Raw genomic sequence first — 25,002 nt, 5'->3', positions numbered from 1 at the left:
GTCGCGGGCGTGAGCCTGTGATTGGCTTGCCGGACAGAGCGGTTCCCACCGGATGAGGAGAGCAAGGTCATGGGACAGGTGCAGGCCACCACGGAGCGGGTCTACGACGCGGCCCCCGAGCGGGTGTACGAGGCGCTGGCCGACTACCAGGTGACCCGCCCGAAGCTGCTGCCCGCGCAGTACAGCGAGTACGAGGTGCGGGTCGGCGGCACCGGTGCCGGCACCCAGGTGCACTGGCGGCTCCAGGCCACCGAGAAGCGGGTGCGCGACTGCCTCTTCACCGTCTCCGCGCCCGAGCCCGACCAGCTGGTGGAGAAGGACGCCAACTCCAGCATGGTGATCACCTGGACGGTCTCGGCCGTCGGCGAGGGCCGCTCCAAGGTCACCGTGACCGCCACCTGGCAGGGCGCGACCGGCATCGGCGGCTTCTTCGAGCGCACCTTCGCCCCGAAGGGCCTCAACCGGATCCACGACCAGGTGCTGACCAACCTGGCCGCCGAGGTCCGCTGAGCCTGAGCCCGCTCAGGGACCACCGGGACCTCCCGAGAACCGCTGCGGCCGCCGAGGACCGCCGCGGCCGCCGGGCCCCGCCGGAATCGCCAACCGCGCGATTCGCGCGAGTGGATCCATCGAAGCGCTCGAATCGCCTGCCGATTCGAGCGCTTCGGTCTCCCGTACGAGCCGAAAGCCGTACGGGTGGCCGAACCGCCACCTGCGGGTGACGAGGGCCGCCCGGAACCGGCGGGCCACCCTAGGCTCGCCGCCGTGCATATGACGATCCTTCACATTTCACAACCGGTGGACGGCGGGGTCGCCCGCGTCGTCGCCGATCTGGTCAGGGGCCAGCGGGAGGCCGGCCACCGGGTCATGGTCGCCTGCCCGCGCGGCGGGCGGCTGGCCGGGGAGGCCGCCGCGGTGGGCGCGCTGGTCCAGGACTGGCCCGCGCGGCGCTCGCCCGGCCCGGGCACCCCCGCCGAGGCCTGGCGGCTGCGCCGGATCGTCCGGGCGGCGGCGCCCGACGTGGTCCACCTGCACAGCGCCAAGGCCGGACTGGCGGGCCGGCTCGCGGTGCGCGGCGCGGTGCCGACCGTCTTCCAGCCGCACGCCTGGTCGTTCGCCGCCGTCGACGGCGCGCTGGGCGCCGCCACCCTGCGCTGGGAGCGGTTCGCGACCCGCTGGGCGCACCGGGTGCTGTGCGTCAGCGTCCAGGAGCGGGCCGACGGTGTGGCGGCGGGGGTGCACGCCGACTGGGCGGTGGTGCCCAACGGCGTGGACGTGCGCCACTACGCGCCCGCCGACCGCCGCGCCGCCCGGATCGCGCTCGGTCTGGACCTGGACGCCCCGCTCGCGGTGTGCGTCGGGCGGCTGTGCCGGCAGAAGGGCCAGGACGTGCTGCTGGCCGCCTGGCCGGAGGTGCTGCGCCGGGTGCCGCGGGCCCGGCTGGCGTTGGTCGGCGGCGGGCCGGAGGAGCAGCGGGTGGCGGAGCTGGTCCGGCAGACCGCCGAGCCCGCCCGGATCCGGCTGGTCGGGGACGTGCCGGATCCGCGCCCGTGGCTGGCGGCGGCCGACCTGGTGGTGCTGCCCTCGCGCTGGGAGGGGATGGCGCTGGCCCCGCTGGAGGCGATGGCGGCCGCCCGTCCGGTGCTGCTGACCGATGTGCCCGGTGCCCGGGAGTGCCTGCCGCCGTCCGAGCTCGCGCGGGCGGTGGTCCCGCCCGAGGACGCGCGGGCCCTCGCCATCCGAATGGGGGACGCGCTGTCCGATTCGATCGAATGCGAGCGACGTGGTGCCCGGTTGCGCGACCACGTGATCGGTCGGCACGACGTGCGCACCGTGGTCGAACAGGTGGACGTTCTCTACCGTCACCTGCTGGGTGCGGGACCGGCGTCGGGGCGGCGCCGGGCCCGTATCCCAGAGCGGATCTGATCGTTTCACATGCCGTGAATGCCCGCCGTTTCCGGTGTTGTCGTATTCGCACCCTCGACTGGATGCGGAGGCGAGGCATTAAATCCGAAATACCTATTAATGGGCGGCTGGAATGAATCGGCAAGTCAACTTCCGCTCCGTACGGCCCGGTTCTGTATTGTCGGATTTTGCCTGCTTCGTTCAGATTTCATGCCGGGAATTCACGGCTGAGCTCCGTGCGACCGACTCCTTCGTGACCGGTTCCTTCGCAATCGGCCCCGCCACCGGACATCCGGAAGCCGCCAGCGGCAGCAGGCGCTGTCAGGACCGCGCCCACCGGGCCGGGACGGCAGCCCCGCGCCAGCCGGTGCCGGGGCACCGTCACCCCGGGCACACAGCAGGGGAGATCGTGCGCTGATGACCATTGACCACGACAGTGTGCCGCGCTCGGGAGGGCCCCTCTCCGGTCCCCGCCGGCCCGGTACCGGGCTGCTCGACCGGCCGGCAGGAGCGGCGCGCCCTGGGGTGGTCACGTCGCCGCGCCGGCCCCGCGGGGCGGTCCGCTCCCGGCTGGCCCTGTCGCTCGCCCTGGTCCAGGCCGACATCATCGCGCTGTGCTCCGCCGGCGGCATCGCCAACCACGCCGTCGACCCCGCCGCCCCGCTCGACCCCCTGCTCGGCGTCCCCGCCGTCCTGCCCCTGCTGCTCCTGCTCAACCTGGCCGGCGGCCTCTACCGCTCCCGGCTCACCCTCTCCGTCCTGGACGAACTGCCCGCCCTCACCGCCCGGGCCGTGGTCGCCACCGCCTTCGCCGTCACCCTGTCCGGCTGCCTCGACGGCCGCTGGCCCGACTGCGGCCCGGCCAGTCCCGCCCGGCTCACCGTCCTGCTCGGCGTCCAGCTGCTGATCGCCGCCGTCGGCCGCGCCGTCCTCTACCACCTGGTCCGGCGGATCCGCCGCAGCCGCCCCAGCCCCGTCCTGGTGCTCGGCGCCGGCCGGCTCGGCCGCCGGGTCGCCACCGCCCTGCGCGAGCACGGCGAGTACGGGATGCGCCCGGTCGGCTTCCTCGACGCCGACCCGCCGCTGCTGCCCGGCGGCACCGACCTGCCCGTCCTCGGCGGCCGCGAGGCACTGGAGCGCGAAGTGCGCCGGCACGGCGTCCAGCAGGTGGTCGCCACCGCCGGCGCCGCCGACGAGGCCGAGACCGCCGCGACCCTGCGCGACGCCGCCCGGCTCGGCTGCCAGGTCTGGCTGGTGCCCGCGCTGCGCGAGTACGGCTCGCTGGCCGCCACCCCGGTCACCGGCGGCGACCACCTGTGGGGCTTCCCCTGTCTGCGGGTCGGCCGCCCCGCGCGGCGCCGCCCCGGCTGGGCCGTCAAGCGCGCCCTGGACGTCACCGCCGCCACCGCCGGCCTGCTGCTGCTCGCCCCCGTCCTGGTGCTCTGCGCGCTCGCCGTCCGCTTCGACACCGGCCCCGGCGTGCTCTTCCGCCAGCAGCGCACCGGCCTGGACGGCAGGGTCTTCACCGTCCTCAAGTTCCGCACCCTGCGCCCGAGCAACGAGCACGAGTCGGCCACCCGCTGGAACATCTCCCAGGACCACCGGATGGGCACCGTCGGCCGGCTGCTGCGCAGGAGCTCGCTGGACGAGCTGCCCCAGCTGTGGAACGTCCTGCGCGGCGACATGAGCCTGGTCGGCCCGCGTCCCGAACGGCCGTACTTCGTCATGAGGTTCGGCCAGGCCTACCCCGAGTACGCGGACCGCCACCGGGTCCCGGTCGGTCTCACCGGCCTGGCCCAGGTCAACGGTCTGCGCGGGGACACCTCCATCGAGGACCGGGCCCGCTTCGACAACCGCTACATCGAGAGCTGGAGCCTCTGGCAGGACGTCAAGATCCTGTGCCGCACGGCGGCCCTGATGCTCCACCCGGACGGGAGCTGACCCCGCGTGGCCCTGACCCTCCCCGCCCTCCATCGCCCGGTCTTACGCGGGGCCCTGCCCGCGCTCGCACAGCGCACCAGCCCGCTGGCCGCCGCCACAGTCCTGCTGGTCTGCGTGCCCACCGGGCAGAAGGACGTCGCCGCCGCCTTCCACATCACCGCCGCCGACCTCGCCTCGCTGGCCCTGGTCGCCCTCACCGCGCTCGACCTGCTGCGCGGACGCCTGCCCGCGATCAGCCGCACCGCCTGCGCCCTGTTCGGCGCCGTCGTGGTCGCCGCCGCCGTCGCCACCGTCGGCTCGATCGACCCCGCCGCGAGCGCCACCGGCTTCGTCCGCCTCACCCAGGTGTTCGTCCTGGTCCCCGCCGCCGTCCTCTGCTCCCTGCACGACCGCACCGACCAGCGCCTGGTCCTCGGCTCCTTCGTGCTCGCCGCACTGATCCAGGGCGTGGTCGGCGCCAAGCAGTACCTCACCCACACCGGCGCCTCCTACACCGGCCAGCCGATCCGGGCCGTCGGCACCTTCGGCGCCCTCGACATCATGGCGATGTCCAGCGTGGTCAGCTACGGGCTGCTCGCCGCCCTCGCGCTCGGCCTCGCCGAGCGCGGCCCCGACGGCAACGCCCGGCTGCGCCGCGCGATGTTCGCCGCCGCCGCCTTCCTCGCCTTCCCGCTGGCCGTCTCCTTCAGCCGCGGCAGCTGGATCGCCACCGGCCTCGCCGCCACCGTGCTGCTGCTGCGCGTCGACGCCCGGCTGCTGGTGCGCGGCGCGGTCCTCGGCCTGGCCGCCGTGGTCGTCCTGGTCGGCGGCCTCGGCCTCGGCGGCTCCGGTGTCACCAAGCGGCTCAGCTCGATCGGCTCCGTCTCCGCCGCCCCCGACCAGTCCGTCTCCGACCGGTACGACCTGTGGTCCACCGCCGGACGGATCTGGCAGGACCACCCCGTGCACGGCGCCGGACCCAAGGCCTTCCAGCAACTGCGCGACAGCCACGCCCCGCTGCGGCTGTCCTCCGGCAGCGACGCCGCCGACGCCACCATCGGCTTCCAGCGCGAACCGCTGCTCTCCCCGCACAACATGTACCTCCTGGTGCTGAGCGAGCAGGGCCTGATCGGCATCACCGCCTACGCCGCGCTCTTCCTCGCCCTGCTGACCGGCTGCCTGCGCCACCGCCACGGCCCCGGGCTCGCCGCACTCGCCCTGCTCACCTGGGTGCTGGTCGACTTCCTGTACGCGGACATCGGCGGCGCCACCACCGTACTGACCTCCGTCGTCCTCGGCCTCGCCGCCCGCGCGGCCGCCCACCGACCCGAGCGTCCCGCCACCGGCCCGGTGGCCACCGGAGCGGCCCGGTGACCACCGACCCGCCCGCCGCCGTCGTCCCCTCCCTCCCGGCCCCCCGCGGTGCCACCGGCGAGGACCCGCCCGCCGAGCCCCACCCGGCCCCCCGGCGCGGCTTCCTCGCCAAGGCCTTCGGCATCACCGCCGTCCTCAGCGCCGCCGGCTCCGGCCTCGGCCTGCTGCGTGACCTCCTGCTGGCCCGCTACTTCGGCGCCAACCAGGGCACCGACGCCTTCCTGGTCGCCTGGACCGTCCCCGAGACCGCCGCACCGCTGCTGATCGAGGACGCCATGTCCTTCCTCATGGTGCCGGCCTTCGCCCTCGCCCTGGTGCTGCGCGAGGAGGACCCGGACGCCCCCGACCCGGTCCGCCAACTGGTCCGCGCCACCCTGCCCTGGCTGCTGATCGCGCTCGGCGGCCTCGCCCTGGCCGTCGTCCTGGGCGCCCCGGAACTGGTCGACCTGCTCGCCCCCGGCCTCACCGACCCCGCCCTGGCCGTCACCTGCACCCGGATCACCGCGATCACCGTGCTGCCCTTCGGCGTGGCCGGCTACCTGGCCGCCGCACTGCGCGCCCACCACCGCTTCCCCGCCCCGGCCGGCATCTACGTCGCCTACAACCTCGGCATCCTCGCCGTCCTGCTCTGCCTCCACGCCTACCTCGGGGTGCGCTCCGCCGCCCTCGGCGTCGCGGCCGGCAGCCTGCTGATGGTCGGTCTGCTGGTCGGCCCCTTCCTGCGTCGGCTGCGCCAGGGCCCGCCCGACACCGGCCGCGGCCGCCGCTCGCGCCGGGCCCTGGTGCTGATGCCGCTGGCCCTGCTGCCGGTGGCCGCCTTCACCCTCACCCGCCAGTCGCAGGTCTTCGTCGAGCGCTACCTCGGCTCGGCGCTGCCGCCCGGCACCATCTCGCACCTCAACTACGCCGCCAAGGTCTCCCAGCTCGCCATGACGGCGGGTCTCCTGATCTGCACCGTCACCTTCCCGCTGGTCGCCCGGGCGCTCGCCGCCGGGGACCTCACCGCCGCCCGCGACCGGGTGGAGAAGGACCTCGGCCAGGCGGCGGCCGTCGTCCTGCTCGGCACCGCCTTCCTGATGGCCTGCGCCCCCTCGGCGGTCTCGCTGCTGTTCGAACGCGGCGCCTTCGGCCCGCACGACACCGCCGCCACCGCCGACGTGATCCGGGTGTACAGCTTCGGCCTGCCCGCCCAGGCACTGACCGGCGTGATGATCCGCCCCTACTTCTCGCTGCGCCCGGTGGTCCGCCGGGCCGACGACCCGGGCGGCGAGGACGGCCGCCGCCGGCTGCTGGACTGGTACCCGGCCGCCGCGATGGTGCTCGGCCTCGGCGTCACCGTCGCCACCGGCCTGCTCGCCACACCCCGCTTCGGCGCCCTGGGGCTGGCCGCCGGCAACGCGGCCGGCATCACCGCCGCCGCCGCCCTGCTGCTGCACGGCCTGGTGCTGCGGGGCATCCCGCTGCGGCTGCGCCGGGTGCTCGGCGGCCACGGCCGGCTGGTGGCCGCCGCCGCCGGGGCCGCCGTGCTCGGCGCCGCCGTCGCCGGACCGACCGCCGACCCCCTGCTCTCGACCCTCCTCGGGGGCCTCACCGTCGTGCTGGCCTTCGCGGCCCTCGGCACCGGGCTCGGCGCCCGCGAGGTGCGCGGCCCGGTCCTCGCCGTCGCCCGGGCGCTGGGGCCCGTCCGGAACCCGCCAACCGCCGCCGAAGAAGGGAAGCGTCCCGATGGACAATGAACGGGGCACCGTCCGTTCGGCCCGGGCGAGCGTCAGCAGCGCACCGCCGCACCGGGCACGACCGCCCAGGAGCCGCCATCCGGTCGGCGAACCGCCGATCCCCGGCTCCGCCTCGCCGTGGATCCTGATGTACCACTCGGTGGCGGTCGAGACGGAGGATCCCTACCGGCTCACCGTCAGCCCCGAGCGGTTCGCCGAACAGATCGCCTGGCTGCACCGGCGCGGCCGGCGCGGCGTCTCCGTCCGCGAGCTGATGCGGGCCCGCGCCCTCGGCCGGGACGACAGGCTGGTCGGCCTCACCTTCGACGACGGCTACGCCGACTTCGCCCGGTACGCGGTGCCGATCCTCCGGGCGTACGGCTTCACCGCCACCGCGTACGTGGTCGCCGACCTGCTCGGCCGGGACAACGACTGGGACACCGAGGGCCCGCGCAAGAAGCTGCTCACCGTCCAGGAGGTCACCGAACTCGCCGCCGCGGGCTGGGAGATCGGCTCGCACGGCCTGGGCCACCGGGCGCTGCCCGGCCTGCCCGCCGAGGCCCTCGCCGTCCAGGCCCGGGAGAGCCGGCGCCTGCTGGAGGAGGCCGTCGGCGGCCCGGTCGCCGGGTTTTGCTACCCGTACGGCGCCGTCGACCTGCCCGCCGCCCTGGCGGTGCGCGACGCCGGGTACGACCACGCCTGCGCCATCGCGCACTCCCCGCTCACCGGCCGCTTCGCCCTGCCCCGCTGCTACGTCGGCGACCGCGACGGCGCCTGGCGGCTGCGGGCCAAGCAGGGCCGGCACCGGCTGCGCGACGCCGCCACCGAGCTGCGCCACGCCCGCCGGGAGCCGCGGCCATGAGGGTGCTGCACATCGTCACCGGACTGGCCGCCGGCGGCGCCGAGCGCCAGCTCCACCTGCTGCTGCGACACCTGCCGGCGCACCAGCAGTGCGAGGTGCTCGCCCTGACCAACCCGGGCGCGGTCGCCGCCGCGCTGCGCTCCGACGGCGTCACCGTCCACCACCTCGGCATGCGCGGCAACCGGGACCTCGGCGCGCTGCCCCGGCTGGTCCGGCTGGTCCGGGCCGGCCACTACGACCTGGTGCACACCCACCTCTACCGGGCGCAGCTGTACGGCCGGCTGGCCGCCCGGCTGGCCGGGGTGCGCGCGGTGGTCTCCACCGAACACTCGCTGCACGCCGGGGTGATCGAGGGCCGCCCGGTCACCCGGGGCGTCAAGGGCCTCTACCTGGCGGCCGAACGGCTCGGCAGCACCACCGTCGCGGTCTCCCGGCAGGTCGCCCAGACACTGCGCTCCTGGGGCGTCCCGCCCGCCCGGATCGAGCTGATCCCGAACGGCATCGACACCTCCCGCTACCGCCTCCCGCCCGCCGAACGGGCTGCCGCCCGCCGTCGGGTGCGGGCCGAAATCGGTCTGCCGCAGGGGAGTTGGGCGGTCGGCGGGGTGGGCCGGCTGGTGCCCGGCAAGCGCTTCGAGGTGCTGGTCGAGGCGCTGCCCGGGCTCGACCCGGCCACCCGGCTGGTGCTGGTCGGCGAAGGCCCGGAACGCGCCGCGCTGGAGCGCCGGGCCGAGGAACTCGGCGTGCGGGAGCGACTGGTGCTCACCGGCGAGCGCGACGACGTGCCCGAACTGCTGGCCGCCCTGGACGTGCTGGCCGCCCCCTCCACCGCGGAGACCTTCGGCCTCGGCGTCCTGGAGGGCCTCGCGGCCGGGCTGCCGGTGCGCCACAGCGCCTGCCCGGCGCTCGACGAACTGCCGCCCAGCGCCGCCCCGCAGGCCCGCCGCATCCCCTCCGAGCCGGCCGCCTACACCGCCGCGCTGCGCGACCTGCGGCCGCTCAGCGGGCACATCGCCGACCCGCTGCCGCACCCCCCGGCCGTCGGCCACTACGACATCGCCCGGGTCGCCGCCGACCTGGGCGCCCTCTACGACCGGCTGGCCCGCGTCTGACCGCCCGCCACCGCCGGAACCGCCGTACCAGACCCAAGGAGCAAGACCCATGACCACACCGCGCCGAAGCGCCCGTCGCCTGGTCCGCCGCTGGTGGCCGGTGGCGCTGGCGGTACCGCTGGGCGCCGCGGCCGGCGCCGGGTACGCCGCCGTCTCGCCGCCGTCGTACGCCGCCAACGCCTACGTCCTCGTGGTCGCGCAGAACCCCGGGGAAGCCGCGATCGCGACCAACTTCGCCCAGGCGTACGGCCGGCTGGCCGGTCAGCCGCAGGTGCTCGCGGTCGCGGCCGCGGAGACCGGCCACACCCGGTCCGAGCTGGAGTCCCTGGTGCACGGGACGACCTCGCCGGACGCCCCGATGATCGAGCTCACCGGCACCGGTCGGCGCCCCCAGGAGGCCGCCCGGACCGCCGACGCGGTGGCCCGCTCGCTGGTCGCCTTCGCCAACACCAGCAGCAAGGACACCAACGTCCGGCTGGTGACGCTGTCCCCGGCCGCCGCGCCGGACAGGCCGACCACGCCCTCCGGGAAGCTGGACGTCGCGGTCGGTGGCGCGGCCGGGCTGCTGCTGGGCGCCCTGGTGATGATGAACCGCCGCCGTGGCGGCGCGGGGACGCCGGAGGCCGCCGGGAGTCCCGAGATGCCGCGGGTGCTGCGGGCCGCGCGGGCATCGCAGGCGGCACAGGCGGCACAGGCCGCGCAGGCCGCGCAGGGATCGGAGGCCCCCGCCGCCTCCGCGCCGGTGGCGGTCCCGACGACACCGCGCCCGCGCCGAGAGGAGCCGGCCAAGGCCAGGACCGAGTCCGGTGGCGACTCCGCGCCCGGTGCCGCGCCCGGTGCCGAGGCCGAAGGGGCGAAGGCCGGGAACGTGAAGGCCGAGAGCGTGACGGCCGGGAGCGTGAAGGCCGAGAGCGCGAAGAAGGGGAGTACGAAGGCCGAGAAGAAGACTGTCGGGAAGCCCGGCAGGAAGCCCGGCGCCGGGGCCGCGGCGCCTGAGCAGTCCCCGGCCGAGGACCGGACCCCCGCGGTGGAGGAACAGCCCTCCGCCGTCGAGGAGCAGGCCCCCGCCGTCGAGGACCGGCCCGCCACCCAGGCCAAGGCGCCGGCCGGGAGCGGACGATGAGCACCGAGACCCGCAGAAGCAGCCTGCCCGCCCAGGCGACGGCGCCGGCCTGGACCACCGAGCTCCACGGCGAGGACGACGCCCTGGACGTCCTCGCCGAGGAGTGGGACGACCTGGCCGGCCGCTGCCGGACCGCCACCTTCTTCCAGGCCGCCGACTGGCAGCGCTCCTGGTGGCGCCACTACGGCCGCCCGGGCAGCCTGCTCGTGGTGCTGGTCCGCCGGGACGGCCGGCTGGTCGGCGCGGGCGCCTTCGTGCGCCGCGGCGGACCGTTCGGCGGCCTGACCGGCCTCGGCGGCGGACTGGTCGACTACACCGACGTCCTGCTCGACGACGAGTGCGCCGACCGGGCCGCCGCCGAGTTCGCCGCCGCGCTCCCGCTCACCCGCCCCTGGCACTGGCTGGAACTGCGCGAGGTGCACCCCGAGGCGGCGGTGCAGCGGGTGTACGCGCACTGGAGCGGCAGCCGCCGCCGCTACCGGGACTCGCTCTGCCAGTACCTGCCGGCCGTCCCGATGGACCGGCTGCTCAAGCGGGTGCCCGGCAAGACCGCCCAGCGCAGCCGGGTGAAGCTCCGCAAGATCGCCGAGGCCGGGGTGACGGTCCGCTCCACCCCGGCGGCCGAGGTGCCGCAGGCGCTGGACGGGCTGCTGCGGCTGCACTTCATGCAGTGGCAGGCGCGCGGCGTCACGCCCGAGCACCGCACCGAGCGGTTCGCGAGCCACCTGACCGAGTCCACCACCGGACTGGTCGCCTCCGGCAGGGCCACCGTCCACCAGTTCCACCTGGACGGCCAGCTGGTCGCGGTGAACCTGCTGCTGCTCTGCCCGTCCTTCGGCGGCCTGTACATGTACGGGGCGCACCCGGTGCTGCGCGAGCGGCTGGACATCGCCGGGCTGCTGTTCAGCGCGGCGTTGGACGAGACGGTCGGCGCGGGCGTCCCGGTGCTCGGCCTGCTGCGCGGCCAGGAGCCGTACAAGCAGCGCTGGCGGCCGGACCAGCTGTCCAACCACCGGCTGCTGCTCGGTCCGGCGGGGGCGGCGCCGGCGGCGGCCGTCCGCGCCGGGGCGGTGCGGGCCCGGCAGGCGGCGGCGCACCAGCTGCGTACCCGCTTCCCCCGGCTCAAGGACGCGCTGCTGGCCCGCCGCCGCAGCTGAGCGCTCAGTGCCGGGCGTGCGGCGCGCCCGTCGGCCGGCCCGTCGACTTGCCCTTCGCCGGGCGGGCCGGCGGGCTCGCCGTCCTGCTCGGCGCGGTGCTGCCCCCGGGCACGGCGGGCGCGGCCGGCGCCGCGGGCACGTCCGTCGCCGGGGTGGCCGTCGGTGCCGGTGCCTCCGTCGGTGCCGGCGTCGGCGCCCCCTTCGAACCGGACATCAGCTGCTTGAACGTGGCCGCCGAGCGCGGATTGCGCTCGCACTGGAAGAAGCCGTGCGGACAGTAGTCGGTGACGGTCTGGTAAGCGGTGTCGTGGGTGCGGATCCAGTCGACCATCCGCTGCACGAACTCGGGGTTGTCGCCGTTGCGGAACAGCCCCCACTCCGGGTACGAGACCGGCTTGCCGCGCTTGGCGGCGAACTCCACCTGGTCCTGGAGGCCGTACGGCTCGCGCACGTAGTCGTCGAAGGTGCCGCCCGCCGGCTGGTCGTAGTTGTCCATGCCGATGATGTCGACCACGTCGTCACCGGGGTAGCACTTGGTCCACGGGACGGCGTCCAGGCCCCGGCTGGGGGCGAAGTCGAAGCGGAACCGCTGCCCGGGCACCGAGCGCATCACCCCGACGATCCGCCGCCAGTACGTCTTCCACGCGGCCGGGTCGGGCTTGCAGCGGTGGGTGTAGGTGGTGCCGTTCATCTCCCAGCCGAGCGTGAGCACGGTGTCCGCGCCGCCCAGCGCGACCAGCCGGCGCGCGAGCTTGAGGAAGTGCCCGTCGAAGTCCCCGCGCGCCCCCTGGGCCAGCAGGTCGGCGACCTCGCCGTCCGGCACCTTCGCCTCGCTGGGCACCAGCATCGGCACCCCGAGCACCAGCAGCCGGGACGGATCGGCCTGCCGCCACTGCGACCACAGGCCGAGCACCATCGGCTCGCCCTCGACGTCGCTCCAGCCGTTGCCCGCCAGATAGGTGTGGCCGACCTGCATGTTCGCGTCGCCCAGCCACTGCGCGTACCGGCCGATCTGCGGGATGTAGTCGTCCCAGGAACCGACGAAGGCACCGAACGGCGGCTCGTGGTTCGGCCGCTGGACCGGCGGGCGGGGGGCCGCGCCGCGGGGCTCGATGGCGTCCGAGGAGAGGGTGTGCCGTTCGGTCTGGCTGAACGGCGTCCCGGCCGGGACGCTGGCCGTGGCCATCAGCAGCAGGGTGGCGGCGGCCAGCGTCAGGCGGCCGATTCGCATGGTGCTCTCCTCCGGACGTCGCGTGGGCGGGGCGCACGGTCTCGGCGTGGACGGACCGTGGCGCCCCGCTCGCCGACAGTAGGCCCGAAGGGGGACGAAAAAGCCGAATGTCACCCTAAAGTGGGCGCCGATCGAACGCCGTCTGCCGCAAAGGCCGGCGACCCGCGGTCATGTATCAGCTTGGTAACGGTCCTGTCGGGTCCCCGTGGCCCGCTCCGCAACGCCCGGCGCGGCGGCCGGAACCCCGACGGCGCAGGTGGGCGGGTGGACGTGCGGGAAGGGCGCGCGGGGCCCGGCGGACGCCCGGCGGGACACGGCGACGGCGGAACCGGGCTGACTCGCGTGCCCGGTGAAAGGTACGCTCCGGCCGTGTCCTGGAAGCCGCTGCGTGTACTGACCCCCCGCTCGATCCTGCCTGCCTCGGCGGTGATGCTGGTCCTTGCGGCCGGAGCGGCGGCGCACGCGAACAAGCCGGTGCCGTTCGGCGACCGGGTCGCGGGACCGGGCGACGCCGGGGCGACACCGGTGAACTCCGAGTCGCTCAGCTCGGCCGACCTCGACCTGCGGGTGGGCCCCGGCCTGGAGGCCTTCCACAAGCGGACCGGCGAGCAGGCCTGGTCCTACCGCCGCGAGGGCGCCGAGGCGCTCTACCTGGCGATGGCCGGCGACAACGCGATCGTGGTCTGGGACGACGGCATGGTCACCTCGGTGCGCCCAGGCGACCACGAGGTGCGCTGGCACCGCGCGGTGCCGGGCCTGGCCGACTGGCTGCACGGCGACGGCGAGCCCGGCGCCGACAAGCGGACCGACGCCCAGCGCAAGGCGCTCGCCAAGCAGCGGGCCGCGGCCGCGCTGCACACCGTCCAGCGGGACGGCTCGCCCTGGCTGGCCCTGGTCACCCCGAACCTGACCATGGGCCTGCGCGACGCCGACGGCGACCTGCGCTACAACGACAAGCCCTCCGGCAACTGCGTCTACGACCCGCTGCGCGCCGTCCACACCGACTACGCCGTGCTCATCCCGCGCACCTGCAGCAACAGCAGCGGGCAGGCCGTCTCCGGCGGCATCACCGGCTACCGGCTGGACAGCAACGGCTGGTCGATGAACGCCGGTCCGACCGCCACGGTCAAGGTGCTGGACCGCAGCCGGGTGGAGATCACCGACGGCCCGATCGTCCCGCCCAAGGTGTTCGACACCAAGGCGGCCGCGCCCGAGACGGCCTGCGGCAGCGTGGACGCGCCGTTCGCGGCGGTCCGTCCGCAGGGCGGCTGCGCGGCGGACCCGGCGGTGAACCCGGCCGTGGGCGACCTGTCGGCGAACCCGGCCGTCGGCGACCCGTCGGCCACCGGTACCGCGCCGGACGCCCAGGCGGGTACCGGCACCGTGCCGGACGCCCGGGCAGCCACCGGAGCGCCCGCGGGGGACCGGTCGGGCGCGCAGCCGCAGTAGCGGGGACTACCCGAGGACGCCGGCCTTAGGCCCCGGAATCGGCGGGCGGCAGGCTGCCGGATACCCCGGGCCGGTACGCCTCCGAGGGTGACACGGGGCCCGGTAGACTTGCCGCCATGGCTATTTTCTCCGGGCAATAGCGGGCGGCGGCGCCAGGAGGGCCGCGCCGACCGCCGATGAAGTCCCCCTCACGCCAACCCGGCCCCGGGTCAGTCCTGCCCGGCCGCCCGCCCACGTCCCAGGAGCAGCTCCCAGCCATGATTTCCGCCAACGCCCTCGAACTGCGTGCCGGTGCCCGGATCCTGATCGAGTCCGCGAACTTCAAGGTCGCCGCCGGCGACCGGATCGGTCTGGTCGGCCGCAACGGCGCCGGCAAGACCACGCTCACCAAGGTGCTGGCGGGCGAGGGCCTGCCCGCCGCCGGTACCGTCACCCGTTCGGGCGAGGTCGGCTACCTCCCGCAGGACCCGCGCACCGGTGACCTGGAGGTCCTCGCCAAGGACCGCATCCTCTCCGCCCGCGGCCTCGACACCGTGCTGAAGAAGATGCGCGAGAACGAGGAGCGGATGGCCAACGGCAAGGGCGCCACCCGGGACAACGCGATGAAGAAGTACGCCCGGCTGGAGACCGAGTTCCTCACCAAGGGCGGGTACGCCGCCGAGGCCGAGGCCGCCACCATCGCCGCCGCGCTGGGCCTGCCGGACCGCATCCTCGGCCAGCCGCTGCACACCCTCTCCGGCGGTCAGCGCCGCCGGGTCGAGCTGGCCCGGATCCTCTTCTCGGACTCCGACGTGCTGCTCCTCGACGAGCCCACCAACCACCTGGACGCGGACTCGATCGTCTGGCTGCGGGACTTCCTGAAGACCTACAAGGGCGGCTTCATCGTCATCTCGCACGACGTCGACCTGGTCGAGACGGTCGTCAACAAGGTCTTCTACCTGGACGCCAACCGCTCCTGCATCGACGTCTACAACATGGGCTGGAAGCAGTACCAGCAGCAGCGCGAGGACGACGAGAAGCGCCGCAAGCGCGAGCGGGCCAACGCCGAGAAGAAGGCCGCGACCCTCAACGCCCAGGCCGACAAGATGCGGGCCAAGGCGACCAAGACGGTGGCCGCGCAGAACATGGCCCGCCGCGCCGACAAGCTGCTCTCCGGTCTGGAGCAGGTCCGGGTGAACGACAAGGTCGCCAAGCTGCGCTTCCCGGAGCCGGCCCCCTGCGGCAAGACCCCGCTGACCGCCAGCGGCCTGTCCAAGTCCTACGGCTCGCTGGAGATCTTCACCGACGTCGACCTGGCGATCGACCGCGGTTCCCGGGTCGTCGTGCTGGGCTTCAACGGCGCCGGCAAGACCACCCTGCTGCGGATGCTGGCCGGGGTGGAGCAGCCGGACACCGGCGAGGTGATCCCGGGCCACGGCCTGAAGATCGGCTACTACGCCCAGGAGCACGAGACGCTCGACCCGGACCGCAGCGTGCTGGAGAACATGCGCTCGGCCGCGCCCGACACCGACCTGGTGCAGATCCGCAAGATCCTCGGTTCCTTCCTGTTCTCCGGCGACGACGTCGACAAGCCGGCCGGGGTGCTCTCCGGCGGTGAGAAGACCCGTCTGGCGCTGGCCACCCTGGTGGTCTCCTCCGCCAACGTGCTGCTGCTCGACGAGCCCACCAACAACCTCGACCCGGCCAGCCGCGAGGAGATCCTGGGCGCGCTGCGCGAGTTCTCCGGCGCGGTCGTGCTGGTCACCCACGACGAGGGCGCGGTCGAGGCGCTCGACCCGGAGCGGATCATCCTGCTGCCGGACGGCGTGGAGGACCTCTGGAACCCGTCCTACGCCGATCTGGTCTCCTTGGCCTGACCGGAAGTAGACGCGAGATCCGCTTTTCGGATGAGAATATCTAGTCCTTTCGGCGTGTCCGGGAATGAAGTAGACCCGGATTCCGTTTAAGGACTTTCCGTCGGCCCGCCACTCGATCGTGGTCGGGCCGACGTTGCTGATCAGCCCTTTCTCGGCGAACGGCCGGATCCGCCAGGGGGCGTGCACTCTGCGTGAGCGCCCTGATGCGCTCGGATCACCACCGAAGGACCACGCATTTCCGACATCGACCTTGTCGAATGGGTGGCCAGGACGCGGTGGATGGGTGATCATGGGAATCTGACCGAGCAACGCTACGAGGAGGCACGGGTGGCCGAGACTCTGAAAAAGGGCAGCCGGGTGACCGGTGCCGCGCGTGAGAAGCTCGCGGCCGATCTCAAGAAGAAGTACGACTCCGGGGCGAGCATTCGCGCTCTCGCGGAGGAGACCGGTCGTTCGTACGGCTTTGTGCACCGGATGCTGAGCGAGTCCGGAGTGATTCTCCGGGGCCGCGGCGGTGCCACGCGGGGCAAGAACAAGGCGACTGCCGGGGCCGGTTCCTGACGGTTCGTCAGCCAGTGGCTGGATGACGCGGCGGCAGGGTGCCGGCCGAGGAGACGACAGCTGACCGTCAGCTGGGCGTCCGCCCTCGAGCCGTGCGGGCCGGCCGCCGATCGTCATGTCCGGGGTGAGGTCCTTCCCCCATTCTTCAATACCGTTCATTTCCCTTTCGTTCTTCGCCTCGCATTCGCGCCTCGCGGGGCGTCGTGGAGTGCCGCAGGCCTCGTCGATCTCTCCGGGTCGGGGCCCCTGCCCAGGCGCGTCGAGTTTTGTTACTCTCCGGTAGCCAAGTCCCTCGCCACCGGAGGTCCCCGCATGACCGCTCCCGCCATCGACCCGCAGGCCCCGAGCTGGGAGCGGGACGGCGTCCGCCTGGAGATCGAGGGCGAACTCGCCGTCGTCACCCTGTGCCGACCCAAGCGGCGCAACGCCCAGTCGCCCGCGCTCTGGCGCGCCCTCACCGACGCCGGCCGCGAGCTGCCCGGCAGCGTCCGGGTGGTGCTGCTGCGCGCGGAGGGGGTCTCCTTCTCCGCCGGGCTGGACCGGGCCATGTTCACCCCCGAGGGCATCCCGGGCGAGCCCACCTTCCTCCAGCTCGCCGCCTCCTCCGACCGGGAGCTGGACGACGCCATCGCCTCGTACCAGGAGGCCTTCACCTGGTGGCGCCGTCCGGACCTGATCTCCATCGCGGCGGTCCAGGGCCACGCCGTCGGCGCGGGCTTCCAGCTGGCCCTCGGCTGTGACCTGCGGGTGGTCGCCGAGGACGTCCAGTTCGCGATGAAGGAGACCTCGCTGGGCCTCGTTCCTGACCTGGCCGGCACCAAGCCGCTCACCGAGCTCGTCGGCTACGCGCGGGCACTGGAGATCTGCGCGACCGGCCGCTGGGTGGGTGCCGAGGAGGCCGCCGCGATCGGGCTGGCCAACCTCGCCGTGTCGGGCGAGGACCTGGAGGCGGCCGCCCGCGACCTCGCGGCGGCCCTGCTGGCCGCTCCGCGCGGGGCGGTGATCGAGACCAAGGCCCTGCTGCAGGGGGCCGCCGGGCGCTCCTTCGACGAGCAGCGTTCGGCCGAACGGGCGGCGCAGGCGCGCCGGCTGCGGGAGCTCGCCGGGATCGGCGACTGACCGCACGGCGACCACGCAGGGCCCGGCCCCGGGGGACTTCCCCGGGGCCGGGCCCTTTTCTCCTGTGCGGGGTCTTTCGCGCGGGTTCCCCGGGTGGGTCTCCCGGTGGTCCTCCCGCGTGGGGGACGGAATCTCGCGCGCAGGGGCGGGCGCCGGGGTGGACTGCCGACGCTCGGGGAGCGGGGACCGTGGCGAAATGTCAGAGTTGGGGAGGTTTGCGATATAGCTGGTGCCGTACGACGGGAGAAGCGCCCATGCCTGACACTCCGACGCCCGCGACCATGCACAAGCACACCGGTGGTGGCAGCGCCCCGACCCCCGGTCCGCCGGGTGCCGGCGGCGGTGCCAAGCCGGTGGGGGAGCGCGGCCGTACCGCGCTGGCCGTCGGCGTGGTGGAGAAGATCGCCGGCATGGCGGCCCGCGAGGTCGCCGGAATCCACGCGCTCGGGTCCGGCCTCGCCCGCACCTTCGGCGCGATGCGGGACCGGGTGCCCGGTGGCAAGCCCAGCGTCGGGCGGGGCATCAAGGCCGAGGTCGGCGAGAAGCAGACCGCGATCGACATCGCCCTGGTGGTCGAGTACGGCGTGGTCATTCCCGAACTCGCCCGCCAGGTGCGGGAGAACATCGTCAACGCGGTCGAACGGATGACCGGCCTGGAGGTCGTCGAGGTCAACATCGCGGTCAACGACGTCCACCTCCCGGACGAACCGGAGTTCGAGGAGGAAGAGGAACCGGTGGCGCCGTCCGGGCAGCGGCCGAAGCTCAAGTAGCGCGTTCGGCGGCAGGCCGGGGGCGTCGGGCCCGACGGAGTAGCGGGAAACGAGGGAGTAGCGGATGAACCTGGCCATCGTCGGCCTGGTGGTGGGCATGGCCCTCGGCTTCGCCGGGTACTTCGGCGGGTTCGCGGCCTTCCTGCTGGTGGCCGTGCTCGGGCTGGTCGGCTTCGTGATCGGACGCCTGCTGGAGGGCGACATCGAGCTGGGCGACCTCGGGGACCTGCTCCGCGGCCGCGACCGGCGCCGCTGATGACGGGCCCCGTGTCGGTTCCGGTCGTGGTCTCCCGTTCCGGGTCGGGCTCGGGGCCCGGTCACGGTTCGGGTTCGGGTCCTGTTTCGGGGTCGGGGTCGGGGTCGGCTTCGGGGGCCGGGTCCGTGCCGGGGCGTCGGGGGCGGCTTCGGATCGCCGACCGGGTGTACGCCGGGATCGCGGCTCGGGCCGCCCGGGAGGTGCTGGCCGAGGCCTGGCCCGCCGGGCGGGCGAAGGGGGCGCCGCCGCACGTCTCGGTGACCGTACCGGGGAGCACGGTGCGGGTCCGGGTGGCTCTTGAGCTGCCGTTCCCCTCGGACGTCGCGACGCTGGCCGGGGCGGTGCGGGCGCGGATCGCCGAGCGGGTGGCGGGGCTGACCGGGGTCAGGGTCTCGGAAGTGGTCGTCGTGGTCGAGAAGTTGGTGACAGGGGGCGCTTCGTGAGCGCGCAGGCCCCTGAGGCGGAGGGGGCGCAGGGGCCGGAGGAGGTGCAGGGGGCGGCATCGGAGCTTCGGGCGGACAAGGTGCGACGGCCGCGGGCGCCCCGTACGGCTGCGGCGGCGCTGGTGGCGACGGCGGTGCTGGTGGTGGCGGGGGCGCTGCTGTACGACGTGATCGCGGTGCGGGTCGGGCAGCCGGCCCGGCGGTGGCGGGCGCAGATCGCGGACGAGCTGGCGACGCGGCACCTCGACGACCTGGCGGTCCTGGTGGGGGCCGGAGCGGCGACCCTGCTCGGCGGGTGGCTGCTGTGGCTGGCCGTCGCGCCCGGATTGCGGCGCTGGCTCGTGCTGCGGCCGTACGGGGGGACGAGCGCGGCCATCGACCGGGCCGGGGTCGGGCACCTGCTGACCGACCGGGCGGCCGGGCTGGACGGGATCGACCACCTGCGGATCCGGGTCGGGCGGCGGCGGATCCGGATCTCGTTGGCGGGGACGGCGGAGCCGGCGTTGGTGCAGCGGCAGTTGCGGGACGAGCTGGGACGGGTGGGGCTGGGACGGCCGATGCGGCTGGACGTGCGGGCGGCGCGGGGGACCGCGCGTGTGGTGGGGGAGGAACCGGCCGGAGGGTCGGACCCGGGGGCCGGTGACCCTGGTGCCGGTACGGGGGCCGGGACGGCCGGCGGTGCGGGGGTGGCGGGGTGAGGCGGACGGTCGTCAACCGGGTGCTGCTGGGGGTGGTGGGGGCGGTGCTGCTGGGGGTCGGGGTGCTGGTGCTGGCGGGCGGGCTCGACCTGTACCGGAGGCTGGGCGTGCATCCACCGGACTGGTGGCCGCTCACCTCGCCCGATCAGCCGGTGGTCAGCGCGCGTTCGCGGGGGCAGTGGGTGGCGTCGGCGTGGTGGTGGCCGACGGTGATCGGCGGACTGACCGTGCTGGTGGCGGGGATGGTGTGGTGGCTGGTGGCGCAGCTGCGGCGCACCGGGCTGTCGAGCATCGAGGTGCCGACGCCGGGGGCGGGCGGGCTTCGACTGCGGGTCGGTGCGCGGGCGCTGGAGGAGGCGTTGGAGAACCGGACGGTGGTGCTGCCGCAGGTCGAGCGGGCCGGGGTGCGGTTGGTGCGGGCGCCGAGGCATCCGCAGCTGCGCGGTGCGGTGCGGTTGCGGCCGGGCGGGGATCCGGCCGCGCTGGTGGAGCACTTCGAGGACGGGCCTCGGGCGGATGCCTGCGGGAGCCTGCGGCTGGCGGCGCTGCCGGCCGATCTGCGGATCAGGGTCCTGCAGGCGGCCCCCGCCGAGCCGCGGCACGGGTGGGGCCGACGGAGGCGGGGGCGGCGGAGCCAGTCGCGGGTGGAGTAGTCCAGGAACGGTCAGGGTCGAGCGATCGAGAGTGGTGGCGGGAGTCAGAGGGTGCGGAGGGCGCCGCCGTCGACGGGGATCATGACGCCGGTCAGGTAGGAGGCGGCGGGGGAGAGCAGGAACGCGGCGACCTTGCCGAACTCCTCGGGGGTGCCGTAGCGGCCCAGCGGGATGGCGGCGCTGGCCTGGGCGCGGGCGGCGTCGGGGTCGGCGGCGAGGCCGTCGAGCTCGCGGACCCGGTCGGTGTCGATCCGGGCCGGGAGCAGACCGAGCACGCGGATGCCGCGGGGGCCGAGCTCGTCGGCGAGGGCCTTGGCGGCCATGGCGAGACCCGGACGCAGGCCGTTGGAGATGCCCAGACCGGGAATCGGCTGGCGGACCGAGCTGGAGAGCACGAAGGCGATCACACCGCCGTCGGTGAGCGCGGCGGCGGTGGCGCGGGCGAGCCGGAGGGCACCGAGGAAGACGGACTCGAAGGCGTCGCGCCACGCGTCCTCGGGGGTGGTCTCGACGGGGCCGGCCTGGGGGCCGCCGACGCTGATCAGGATGCCGTCGAGACGACCGAAGTGGTGCCGGGCCTCGGCGATGAGGCGCTCGGGGGTGTCGGGGGAGGCGTTGTCGGCGACGAGGCCCCGGGCGGTTCCGAGAGTCTCGAGTTCGGCGACGGCGTTGTCGACGGCTTGTTGGGTGCGGCCGCTGATGAGCACGCGGGCGCCGTCGGCGGCGAGTTCGCGGGCGCCGGCGAGGCCGAGGCCTCGGGTTGCGCCGGTGACGATGTAGGCCTTGTCCTTCAGTCCGAGATCCATGGGGGACATCTTGCCCGGTCGGGGAGCGGGGGCGGGTCGGGGCTGGCGTTGACGCCGAGGGGAAGGTTTACGGTCGTTGCCGGAAGTACGGGAGGAGTGGTTCGGCATGCGGATCGGGGAGTTGGCGGAGCGGGCGGGGACGACCACGCGGGCGTTGCGGTACTACGAGCAGTTGGGGTTGTTGCCGGCCCGGCGGGCGGGCAACGGGTACCGGGCGTACGACGAGGGGGATCTGCGGTTGCTGCGGGAGATCCGGATGTTGCAGGACTTCGGGTTCGGGCTGGAGGAGACCAGGCCGTTCGTGGAGTGCCTGCGGGCGGGGCACCCGGAGGGGGACTCCTGTCCGGCCTCTCTGGAGGTGTACCGGCGGAAGTTGGGGGAGCTGGACGAGTGCATCGCCCGGCTCCAGGACGTGCGGGCCCAGGTGGCGGGGCAGTTCGATCGGGCCGTGAGGGCACGGGACGAGCTGGCCGCCGTTCAGGAGCCGCCTGTTTGCGAACTGGTGAAGGAGTAGACGGTGGAGATCACAGGTGTGCCCGCGGTGACGGACGAGACGTTCGCCGCTGAGGTGCTGGGGGCCGAGGGGCCGGTGCTGGTGGACTTCACGGCGGACTGGTGCCCGCCGTGCCGGATGATGGCGCCGGTGCTGGCGGACATCGCGCGGGAGGAGGGGCACCGGCTGCGGGTGGTGAGCGTGGACGTGGACCACAATCCGCGGACGCAGGCGGCGTACGGGGTGCTGTCGATGCCGACGCTGATGGTGTTCCGGGGCGGGCAGCCGGTGCGGTCGGTGGTGGGGGCGCGGGCGAAGGCGCGGCTGCTGCGGGAGCTGGACGACGTGCTCTAGGCGACGTGCTCCAGCCAGGCGACGTGCCCTAGGCGGGGACGGCGTCGAGCGGGACCTCGGCTTCGGCGGCCTGCTTGGCGCGGTCCTTGGCCTCGCGGCGGGCGAGGACCCAGACGCCGACCGGGATCATCGCGGTGAACAGCCACCACTGGATTGCGTAGGCCATGTGCGGGCCGATGTCGGAGTGGTTGGGCTCGGGGATCAGCTGGGGCTGGTCGGCCGGGGCGGGAGTGGTGCCGGTGAGTTCGAGGTAGCCGCCGAGGAGCGGGGCGCCGGTCCGCTTGGCCTGCTCGTCGGTGTTGATCAGGTTGAACTGGCGGTCGGGCAGGCCGGTGCGGTCCTTGATGCCGCTGGCGCCGTACGTCTCCTCGGCGCGCAGGCGGCCGGTGAGGGAGACCTCGCCGGTGGGGGCGGCCGGGACGGGCGGGTACTCGGTGGCGCCGTCGCCGGAGGCGACCCAGCCGCGGTTGACCAGGACGGTGCCCTTGCCATCGGCGAGCCGGAACGGGGTCACCACGAAGTAGCCGATGCTGCCGTTGGAGTCGGTCCGCTTGCGGACCACGAACTCGTGTGCCGGGTCGTACTGTCCGGTGGCGGTCGCCGCGCGCCAGGTGAGGTCCTTGGGGACCGCGAAGCCGGGGGTCGGCGACAGGGTGTCGAAGGGGACCGGCGCGGCGGTGAGGGCCTGACCGATCAGCTCGTTCCGAGCCACCCGTGCCTCGTGGCGGTGCAGCTGCCAAAAGCCCAGCTTGATCGTCGCGGGGATCAGCAGCAGCGCGACCAGCATGGTGATCAGCCACTGTCGGGTCAGCAGAAAACGGTACACATGGGAACGGTACGCCGACCTCACAAACGGCTCACGCACCGGGGTGCGGGGCGACCTCGCGCAGCAGCTGGAGGAAGGCGTCCTCGCCGACGACGGGGGTGCCGAGCTCGCGGGCCCGGCGGGCCTTGCCGCTCCAGCTGTCCGGTTCGTTGGTGACCAGCAGGCTGGTGAGGCGGCTCACCGAGGTGGCGATGTGCAGACCGGCCTCGACCGCGCGGTCCTCCAGGACCTCGCGGTCGGTGGCGGTGTCGCCGGTGACGGCCACCCGCATGCCCTGCACCAGGGGCTTGCCGTCCTCCCAGCGCCCCGGGTTGGGGTACGGGCAGGGCGGGCGCTTCTTGGCCTGGCGGTACGTGGCGCCGGTCCAGGTGCTGCGGCCCGGGGCGGCCGGCTCCTCCTCGCCGAGGTCGGTGACCGCGACGCAGTTCTGGAGCGGCAGCGGCACGCCGCCGTCGCGGGCGAGGCGCAGGCTGGGGCGGAAGGCCTCGGCGAGCACCCGGGCGTCGTCCAGGGCGTTGTGGGCGTGGCGCTGCTGGACGCCGAAGTGGGCGGCGAGCGAGGACAGCTTGCCGTTGGGCAGCGGCAGGCGCAGGTCGCGGGAGAGGACCATGGTGCACAGCCGCTGCTCGACCGGGGCGCGCAGGCCGGCCCGGGAGAACTCGCGGGAGATCATGTTCCAGTCGAAGAGCGCGTTGTGCGCGACCAGGACGCGGTCCTGCAGACGGGCGGCGAGCTCGTCGGCGATCTGCGGGAAGGTCGGGGCGGTGGCGAGCAGCTCGGCGGTGAGGCCGTGGATCCAGACCGGGCCCGGGTCCCGCTGGGGGTTGACCAGGGTGTACCAGTGGTCGACGACGTCGCCGTCCGCGTCCAGCTGGTAGACGCCCGCCGAGATGACGCGGTCCGAGCGGCCGAGACCGGTGGTCTCGACGTCGACGACCGCGAAGCCCCCGGTGGGGACGGCGGAGCGCTGCGCGGGGACCGGCGCGGTCCGCGGCACTCCGTAGGTCTCGGGCTGGATCGGTTGCATGGTCCAACAGGATAAGGGGCGGGGCGGAGGGCTCCGGCCGGAATGTTGCGACCGACCGGCCGGAATAGAGTGGTCGACGGGGGTGTCGTACACCTGGTCGAGATCTTTCAGCTAAGGAACAGCGCATGCGTGCCACCGTGATTCACGGCCCCAACGACATCCGGATCGAAGAGGTCCCGGACCCGGTGATCCAGCATCCGACGGACGTGGTGCTCCGGGTGGTGAACGCCTGCATCTGCGGCAGCGACCTGTGGGCCTACCGCGGCGTGGCGCAGCGGGTGGCCGGGCAGCGGATCGGGCACGAGTTCCTGGGCGTGGTCGAGGAGGTCGGCGCCGAGGTGCGCGGCTTCGCCAGGGGCGACCTGGTGGTGGCGCCGTTCGTCTGGTCGGACGGGACGTGTGACTTCTGTCTCGAAGGGCTGCAGACCTCCTGTCCGCACGGGGGGTTCTGGGGAGAGGTCGGTTCGGACGGCGGCCAGGGCGAGGCGGTGCGGGTGCCGTTCGCGGACGGGACGCTGGTGAAGCTGCCGAAGGAGGCGGCGGGTGACGAGAAGCTGCTGCCCGGGCTGCTGGCGCTGTCCGACGTGATGTCGACCGGGCACCACGCGGCGGTCTCCGCGCGGGTGCGGCCGGGTGCGACGGTCGCGGTGGTCGGCGACGGCGCGGTGGGCCTGTGCGGGGTGCTGGCGGCGCACCGGCTGGGCGCGGGCCGGATCATCGCGCTGGGCCGGCACGCGGCCCGTACCGAGCTGGCCCGTCGCTTCGGTGCGACGGACGTGGTGGCGGAGCGCGGCGAGGCCGCGGTCGAGGCAGTGAAGGAGCTGACCGGCGGCCAGGGCGCGCACGCGGTGCTGGAGGCGGTCGGTACCGAGGAGTCGATGCGGACGGCCATCTCGATCACCCGGGACGGCGGCGCGGTGGGCTACGTCGGGGTGCCGCACGGCGGCAGCGCGGGCGTCGACATCGGTCAGATGTTCGGCCGAAACGTCTCGCTGAACGGCGGCGTCGCCCCGGCCCGCGCGTACATCCCCGAGCTGCTGCCGGACGTGCTCTCGGGCGCCATCGAGCCGGGCCTGGTCTTCGACCGCACCGTCGGCCTGGACGGCGTTCCGGACGGCTACCGCGCGATGGACGACCGCTCGGCCCTGAAGGTGCGGATCGCGTTCTGAGACCTCGGCCTCCCGGCACCCGGCCCGGGGCGCCCCCGGGGGGGGGGGGCGCCGGGCGCGGGGGGTTTGGGGGTAGGTTTGGGGGGTGGGGGGGGGGGGGGGCGCGGGGCGCGGGGGGGTGTG

At 74.4% G+C, this 25,002-nt stretch carries 25 protein-coding genes; 21 read left to right on the top strand and 4 right to left on the bottom strand.

What is annotated here, in order from left to right; translation table 11 throughout:
- The first annotated feature begins 69 nt into the window (after window positions 1-69).
- The 9 genes from ACFWJ4_RS19020 (at window position 70) to ACFWJ4_RS18980 (ending at window position 11,168) form a co-directional block, all read left to right on the top strand.
- Window positions 70-510 carry an SRPBCC family protein gene (locus ACFWJ4_RS19020; protein ID WP_380545332.1) on the top strand — a complete coding sequence of 147 codons (441 nt, stop codon included), beginning with the start codon at window positions 70-72 and terminating at the stop codon, window positions 508-510.
- Between the two features lie 261 nt (window positions 511-771).
- Window positions 772-1,926: a glycosyltransferase gene (locus tag ACFWJ4_RS19015; RefSeq protein WP_380545330.1), complete on the top strand. Its 1,155-nt coding sequence runs from the start codon at window positions 772-774 to the stop codon at window positions 1,924-1,926.
- A 504-nt stretch (window positions 1,927-2,430) separates the two neighbouring features.
- Window positions 2,431-3,846, top strand: a complete 1,416-nt coding sequence (locus tag ACFWJ4_RS19010; protein ID WP_380545328.1) for a sugar transferase — start codon at window positions 2,431-2,433, stop codon at window positions 3,844-3,846.
- Between the two features lie 6 nt (window positions 3,847-3,852).
- The gene (locus ACFWJ4_RS19005) at window positions 3,853-5,199 is read left to right on the top strand and encodes an O-antigen ligase family protein (RefSeq protein WP_380545326.1); all 1,347 of its coding nucleotides are present in this window, start codon (window positions 3,853-3,855) and stop codon (window positions 5,197-5,199) included.
- Window positions 5,196-6,935, top strand: coding sequence for a lipid II flippase MurJ (locus ACFWJ4_RS19000; RefSeq protein ID WP_380545325.1), 1,740 nt, complete (start codon window positions 5,196-5,198; stop codon window positions 6,933-6,935). Before ACFWJ4_RS19005 ends, ACFWJ4_RS19000 begins: the two co-directional genes overlap by 4 nt.
- Window positions 6,925-7,776 carry a polysaccharide deacetylase family protein gene (locus tag ACFWJ4_RS18995; RefSeq protein ID WP_380545323.1) on the top strand — a complete coding sequence of 284 codons (852 nt, stop codon included), beginning with the start codon at window positions 6,925-6,927 and terminating at the stop codon, window positions 7,774-7,776. The genes ACFWJ4_RS19000 and ACFWJ4_RS18995 overlap by 11 nt, the downstream gene beginning before the upstream one ends.
- Complete coding sequence (locus ACFWJ4_RS18990) at window positions 7,773-8,888, top strand: glycosyltransferase (RefSeq protein ID WP_380545321.1); 1,116 nt, start codon at window positions 7,773-7,775, stop codon at window positions 8,886-8,888. Before ACFWJ4_RS18995 ends, ACFWJ4_RS18990 begins: the two co-directional genes overlap by 4 nt.
- A gap of 49 nt (window positions 8,889-8,937) precedes the next feature.
- Window positions 8,938-10,011: a Wzz/FepE/Etk N-terminal domain-containing protein gene (locus ACFWJ4_RS18985; protein ID WP_380545319.1), complete on the top strand. Its 1,074-nt coding sequence runs from the start codon at window positions 8,938-8,940 to the stop codon at window positions 10,009-10,011.
- Window positions 10,008-11,168 carry a GNAT family N-acetyltransferase gene (locus ACFWJ4_RS18980; protein ID WP_380545317.1) on the top strand — a complete coding sequence of 387 codons (1,161 nt, stop codon included), beginning with the start codon at window positions 10,008-10,010 and terminating at the stop codon, window positions 11,166-11,168. The genes ACFWJ4_RS18985 and ACFWJ4_RS18980 overlap by 4 nt, the downstream gene beginning before the upstream one ends.
- Before the next feature lie 4 nt (window positions 11,169-11,172).
- Here ACFWJ4_RS18980 and ACFWJ4_RS18975 read toward each other — a convergent pair whose 3' ends face one another.
- Window positions 11,173-12,399 carry a glycoside hydrolase family 26 protein gene (locus ACFWJ4_RS18975; RefSeq protein WP_380545315.1) on the bottom strand — a complete coding sequence of 409 codons (1,227 nt, stop codon included), beginning with the start codon at window positions 12,397-12,399 and terminating at the stop codon, window positions 11,173-11,175.
- A 369-nt stretch (window positions 12,400-12,768) separates the two neighbouring features.
- On the opposite strand from ACFWJ4_RS18975, the gene ACFWJ4_RS18970 reads away from it, so the two are divergent.
- The 9 genes from ACFWJ4_RS18970 to ACFWJ4_RS18930 all read left to right on the top strand — a co-directional run bounded on the left by ACFWJ4_RS18970 (window position 12,769) and on the right by ACFWJ4_RS18930 (window position 20,204).
- Window positions 12,769-13,848 (top strand): hypothetical protein, encoded by a 1,080-nt coding sequence (locus ACFWJ4_RS18970; RefSeq protein ID WP_380545314.1) that lies wholly within the window; start codon window positions 12,769-12,771, stop codon window positions 13,846-13,848.
- 257 nt (window positions 13,849-14,105) lie between these two features.
- A complete protein-coding gene (locus tag ACFWJ4_RS18965; protein ID WP_359903323.1) occupies window positions 14,106-15,704 on the top strand; it encodes an ABC-F family ATP-binding cassette domain-containing protein in 1,599 nt (532 codons plus the stop codon).
- 327 nt (window positions 15,705-16,031) lie between these two features.
- Window positions 16,032-16,265 carry a helix-turn-helix domain-containing protein gene (locus ACFWJ4_RS18960; RefSeq protein WP_030059940.1) on the top strand — a complete coding sequence of 78 codons (234 nt, stop codon included), beginning with the start codon at window positions 16,032-16,034 and terminating at the stop codon, window positions 16,263-16,265.
- A 312-nt stretch (window positions 16,266-16,577) separates the two neighbouring features.
- Window positions 16,578-17,384 (top strand): enoyl-CoA hydratase/isomerase family protein, encoded by an 807-nt coding sequence (locus ACFWJ4_RS18955; RefSeq protein ID WP_380545312.1) that lies wholly within the window; start codon window positions 16,578-16,580, stop codon window positions 17,382-17,384.
- A gap of 281 nt (window positions 17,385-17,665) precedes the next feature.
- Window positions 17,666-18,154 carry an Asp23/Gls24 family envelope stress response protein gene (locus tag ACFWJ4_RS18950; RefSeq protein WP_380545380.1) on the top strand — a complete coding sequence of 163 codons (489 nt, stop codon included), beginning with the start codon at window positions 17,666-17,668 and terminating at the stop codon, window positions 18,152-18,154.
- Between the two features lie 64 nt (window positions 18,155-18,218).
- Window positions 18,219-18,410, top strand: coding sequence for a hypothetical protein (locus ACFWJ4_RS18945; protein WP_359903317.1), 192 nt, complete (start codon window positions 18,219-18,221; stop codon window positions 18,408-18,410).
- A 125-nt stretch (window positions 18,411-18,535) separates the two neighbouring features.
- Entirely contained in the window at window positions 18,536-18,853 is a 318-nt protein-coding gene (locus tag ACFWJ4_RS18940) for a hypothetical protein (protein WP_380545310.1), read from the top strand.
- Window positions 18,850-19,551 (top strand): DUF6286 domain-containing protein, encoded by a 702-nt coding sequence (locus tag ACFWJ4_RS18935; protein WP_380545308.1) that lies wholly within the window; start codon window positions 18,850-18,852, stop codon window positions 19,549-19,551. The genes ACFWJ4_RS18940 and ACFWJ4_RS18935 overlap by 4 nt, the downstream gene beginning before the upstream one ends.
- Window positions 19,548-20,204 carry an alkaline shock response membrane anchor protein AmaP gene (locus tag ACFWJ4_RS18930; protein WP_380545306.1) on the top strand — a complete coding sequence of 219 codons (657 nt, stop codon included), beginning with the start codon at window positions 19,548-19,550 and terminating at the stop codon, window positions 20,202-20,204. Before ACFWJ4_RS18935 ends, ACFWJ4_RS18930 begins: the two co-directional genes overlap by 4 nt.
- 44 nt (window positions 20,205-20,248) lie before the next feature.
- On the opposite strand, the gene ACFWJ4_RS18925 is transcribed toward ACFWJ4_RS18930, so the two are convergent.
- Window positions 20,249-21,010, bottom strand: a complete 762-nt coding sequence (locus ACFWJ4_RS18925) for an SDR family oxidoreductase (RefSeq protein ID WP_380545305.1) — start codon at window positions 21,008-21,010, stop codon at window positions 20,249-20,251.
- A gap of 106 nt (window positions 21,011-21,116) precedes the next feature.
- Between ACFWJ4_RS18925 and ACFWJ4_RS18920 the strand changes: the two genes are divergently transcribed.
- Window positions 21,117-21,524, top strand: coding sequence for a MerR family transcriptional regulator (locus ACFWJ4_RS18920; protein ID WP_359903456.1), 408 nt, complete (start codon window positions 21,117-21,119; stop codon window positions 21,522-21,524).
- Between the two features lie 3 nt (window positions 21,525-21,527).
- Window positions 21,528-21,857 (top strand): thioredoxin, encoded by a 330-nt coding sequence (trxA, locus tag ACFWJ4_RS18915; protein ID WP_359903302.1) that lies wholly within the window; start codon window positions 21,528-21,530, stop codon window positions 21,855-21,857.
- 28 nt (window positions 21,858-21,885) lie between these two features.
- On the opposite strand, the gene ACFWJ4_RS18910 is transcribed toward trxA, so the two are convergent.
- Both ACFWJ4_RS18910 and ACFWJ4_RS18905 read right to left on the bottom strand, forming a co-directional pair.
- Window positions 21,886-22,683, bottom strand: a complete 798-nt coding sequence (locus tag ACFWJ4_RS18910) for an SURF1 family protein (RefSeq protein WP_380545303.1) — start codon at window positions 22,681-22,683, stop codon at window positions 21,886-21,888.
- 31 nt (window positions 22,684-22,714) lie between these two features.
- Complete coding sequence (locus tag ACFWJ4_RS18905) at window positions 22,715-23,710, bottom strand: DEDDh family exonuclease (RefSeq protein WP_380545301.1); 996 nt, start codon at window positions 23,708-23,710, stop codon at window positions 22,715-22,717.
- A 125-nt stretch (window positions 23,711-23,835) separates the two neighbouring features.
- Between ACFWJ4_RS18905 and ACFWJ4_RS18900 the strand changes: the two genes are divergently transcribed.
- Entirely contained in the window at window positions 23,836-24,879 is a 1,044-nt protein-coding gene (locus ACFWJ4_RS18900; RefSeq protein WP_380545299.1) for a zinc-dependent alcohol dehydrogenase family protein, read from the top strand.
- Window positions 24,880-25,002 lie beyond the last annotated feature (123 nt).

Source organism: Kitasatospora sp. NPDC127067, from assembly GCF_042724755.1.
In the GTDB taxonomy this organism is placed as follows: Bacteria; Actinomycetota; Actinomycetes; order Streptomycetales; family Streptomycetaceae; genus Kitasatospora; species Kitasatospora lactacystinica.
The sequence above is the reverse complement of the archived record's forward strand: the minus strand, read 5'-3'. Positions and strand labels throughout refer to the sequence as shown.

What these genes read in the sequence shown, in the direction of transcription:
- ACFWJ4_RS18995 (WP_380545323.1), top strand. Translation starts at nt 6,925, where the DNA reads ATGGACAATGAACGGGGCACCGTCCGTTCGGCCCGGGCGAGCGTCAGC.
- ACFWJ4_RS18950 (WP_380545380.1), top strand. Translation starts at nt 17,666, where the DNA reads ATGCACAAGCACACCGGTGGTGGCAGCGCCCCGACCCCCGGTCCGCCG.
- ACFWJ4_RS18945 (WP_359903317.1), top strand. Translation starts at nt 18,219, where the DNA reads ATGAACCTGGCCATCGTCGGCCTGGTGGTGGGCATGGCCCTCGGCTTC.
- ACFWJ4_RS18985 (WP_380545319.1), top strand. Translation starts at nt 8,938, where the DNA reads ATGACCACACCGCGCCGAAGCGCCCGTCGCCTGGTCCGCCGCTGGTGG.
- ACFWJ4_RS18965 (WP_359903323.1), top strand. Translation starts at nt 14,106, where the DNA reads ATGATTTCCGCCAACGCCCTCGAACTGCGTGCCGGTGCCCGGATCCTG.
- ACFWJ4_RS18975 (WP_380545315.1), bottom strand. Translation starts at nt 12,399, where the DNA reads ATGCGAATCGGCCGCCTGACGCTGGCCGCCGCCACCCTGCTGCTGATG.
- ACFWJ4_RS18900 (WP_380545299.1), top strand. Translation starts at nt 23,836, where the DNA reads ATGCGTGCCACCGTGATTCACGGCCCCAACGACATCCGGATCGAAGAG.
- ACFWJ4_RS18920 (WP_359903456.1), top strand. Translation starts at nt 21,117, where the DNA reads ATGCGGATCGGGGAGTTGGCGGAGCGGGCGGGGACGACCACGCGGGCG.
- ACFWJ4_RS18925 (WP_380545305.1), bottom strand. Translation starts at nt 21,010, where the DNA reads ATGGATCTCGGACTGAAGGACAAGGCCTACATCGTCACCGGCGCAACC.
- ACFWJ4_RS18905 (WP_380545301.1), bottom strand. Translation starts at nt 23,710, where the DNA reads ATGCAACCGATCCAGCCCGAGACCTACGGAGTGCCGCGGACCGCGCCG.
- ACFWJ4_RS18990 (WP_380545321.1), top strand. Translation starts at nt 7,773, where the DNA reads ATGAGGGTGCTGCACATCGTCACCGGACTGGCCGCCGGCGGCGCCGAG.
- ACFWJ4_RS19020 (WP_380545332.1), top strand. Translation starts at nt 70, where the DNA reads ATGGGACAGGTGCAGGCCACCACGGAGCGGGTCTACGACGCGGCCCCC.
- ACFWJ4_RS19015 (WP_380545330.1), top strand. Translation starts at nt 772, where the DNA reads ATGACGATCCTTCACATTTCACAACCGGTGGACGGCGGGGTCGCCCGC.
- ACFWJ4_RS18980 (WP_380545317.1), top strand. Translation starts at nt 10,008, where the DNA reads ATGAGCACCGAGACCCGCAGAAGCAGCCTGCCCGCCCAGGCGACGGCG.
- ACFWJ4_RS18955 (WP_380545312.1), top strand. Translation starts at nt 16,578, where the DNA reads ATGACCGCTCCCGCCATCGACCCGCAGGCCCCGAGCTGGGAGCGGGAC.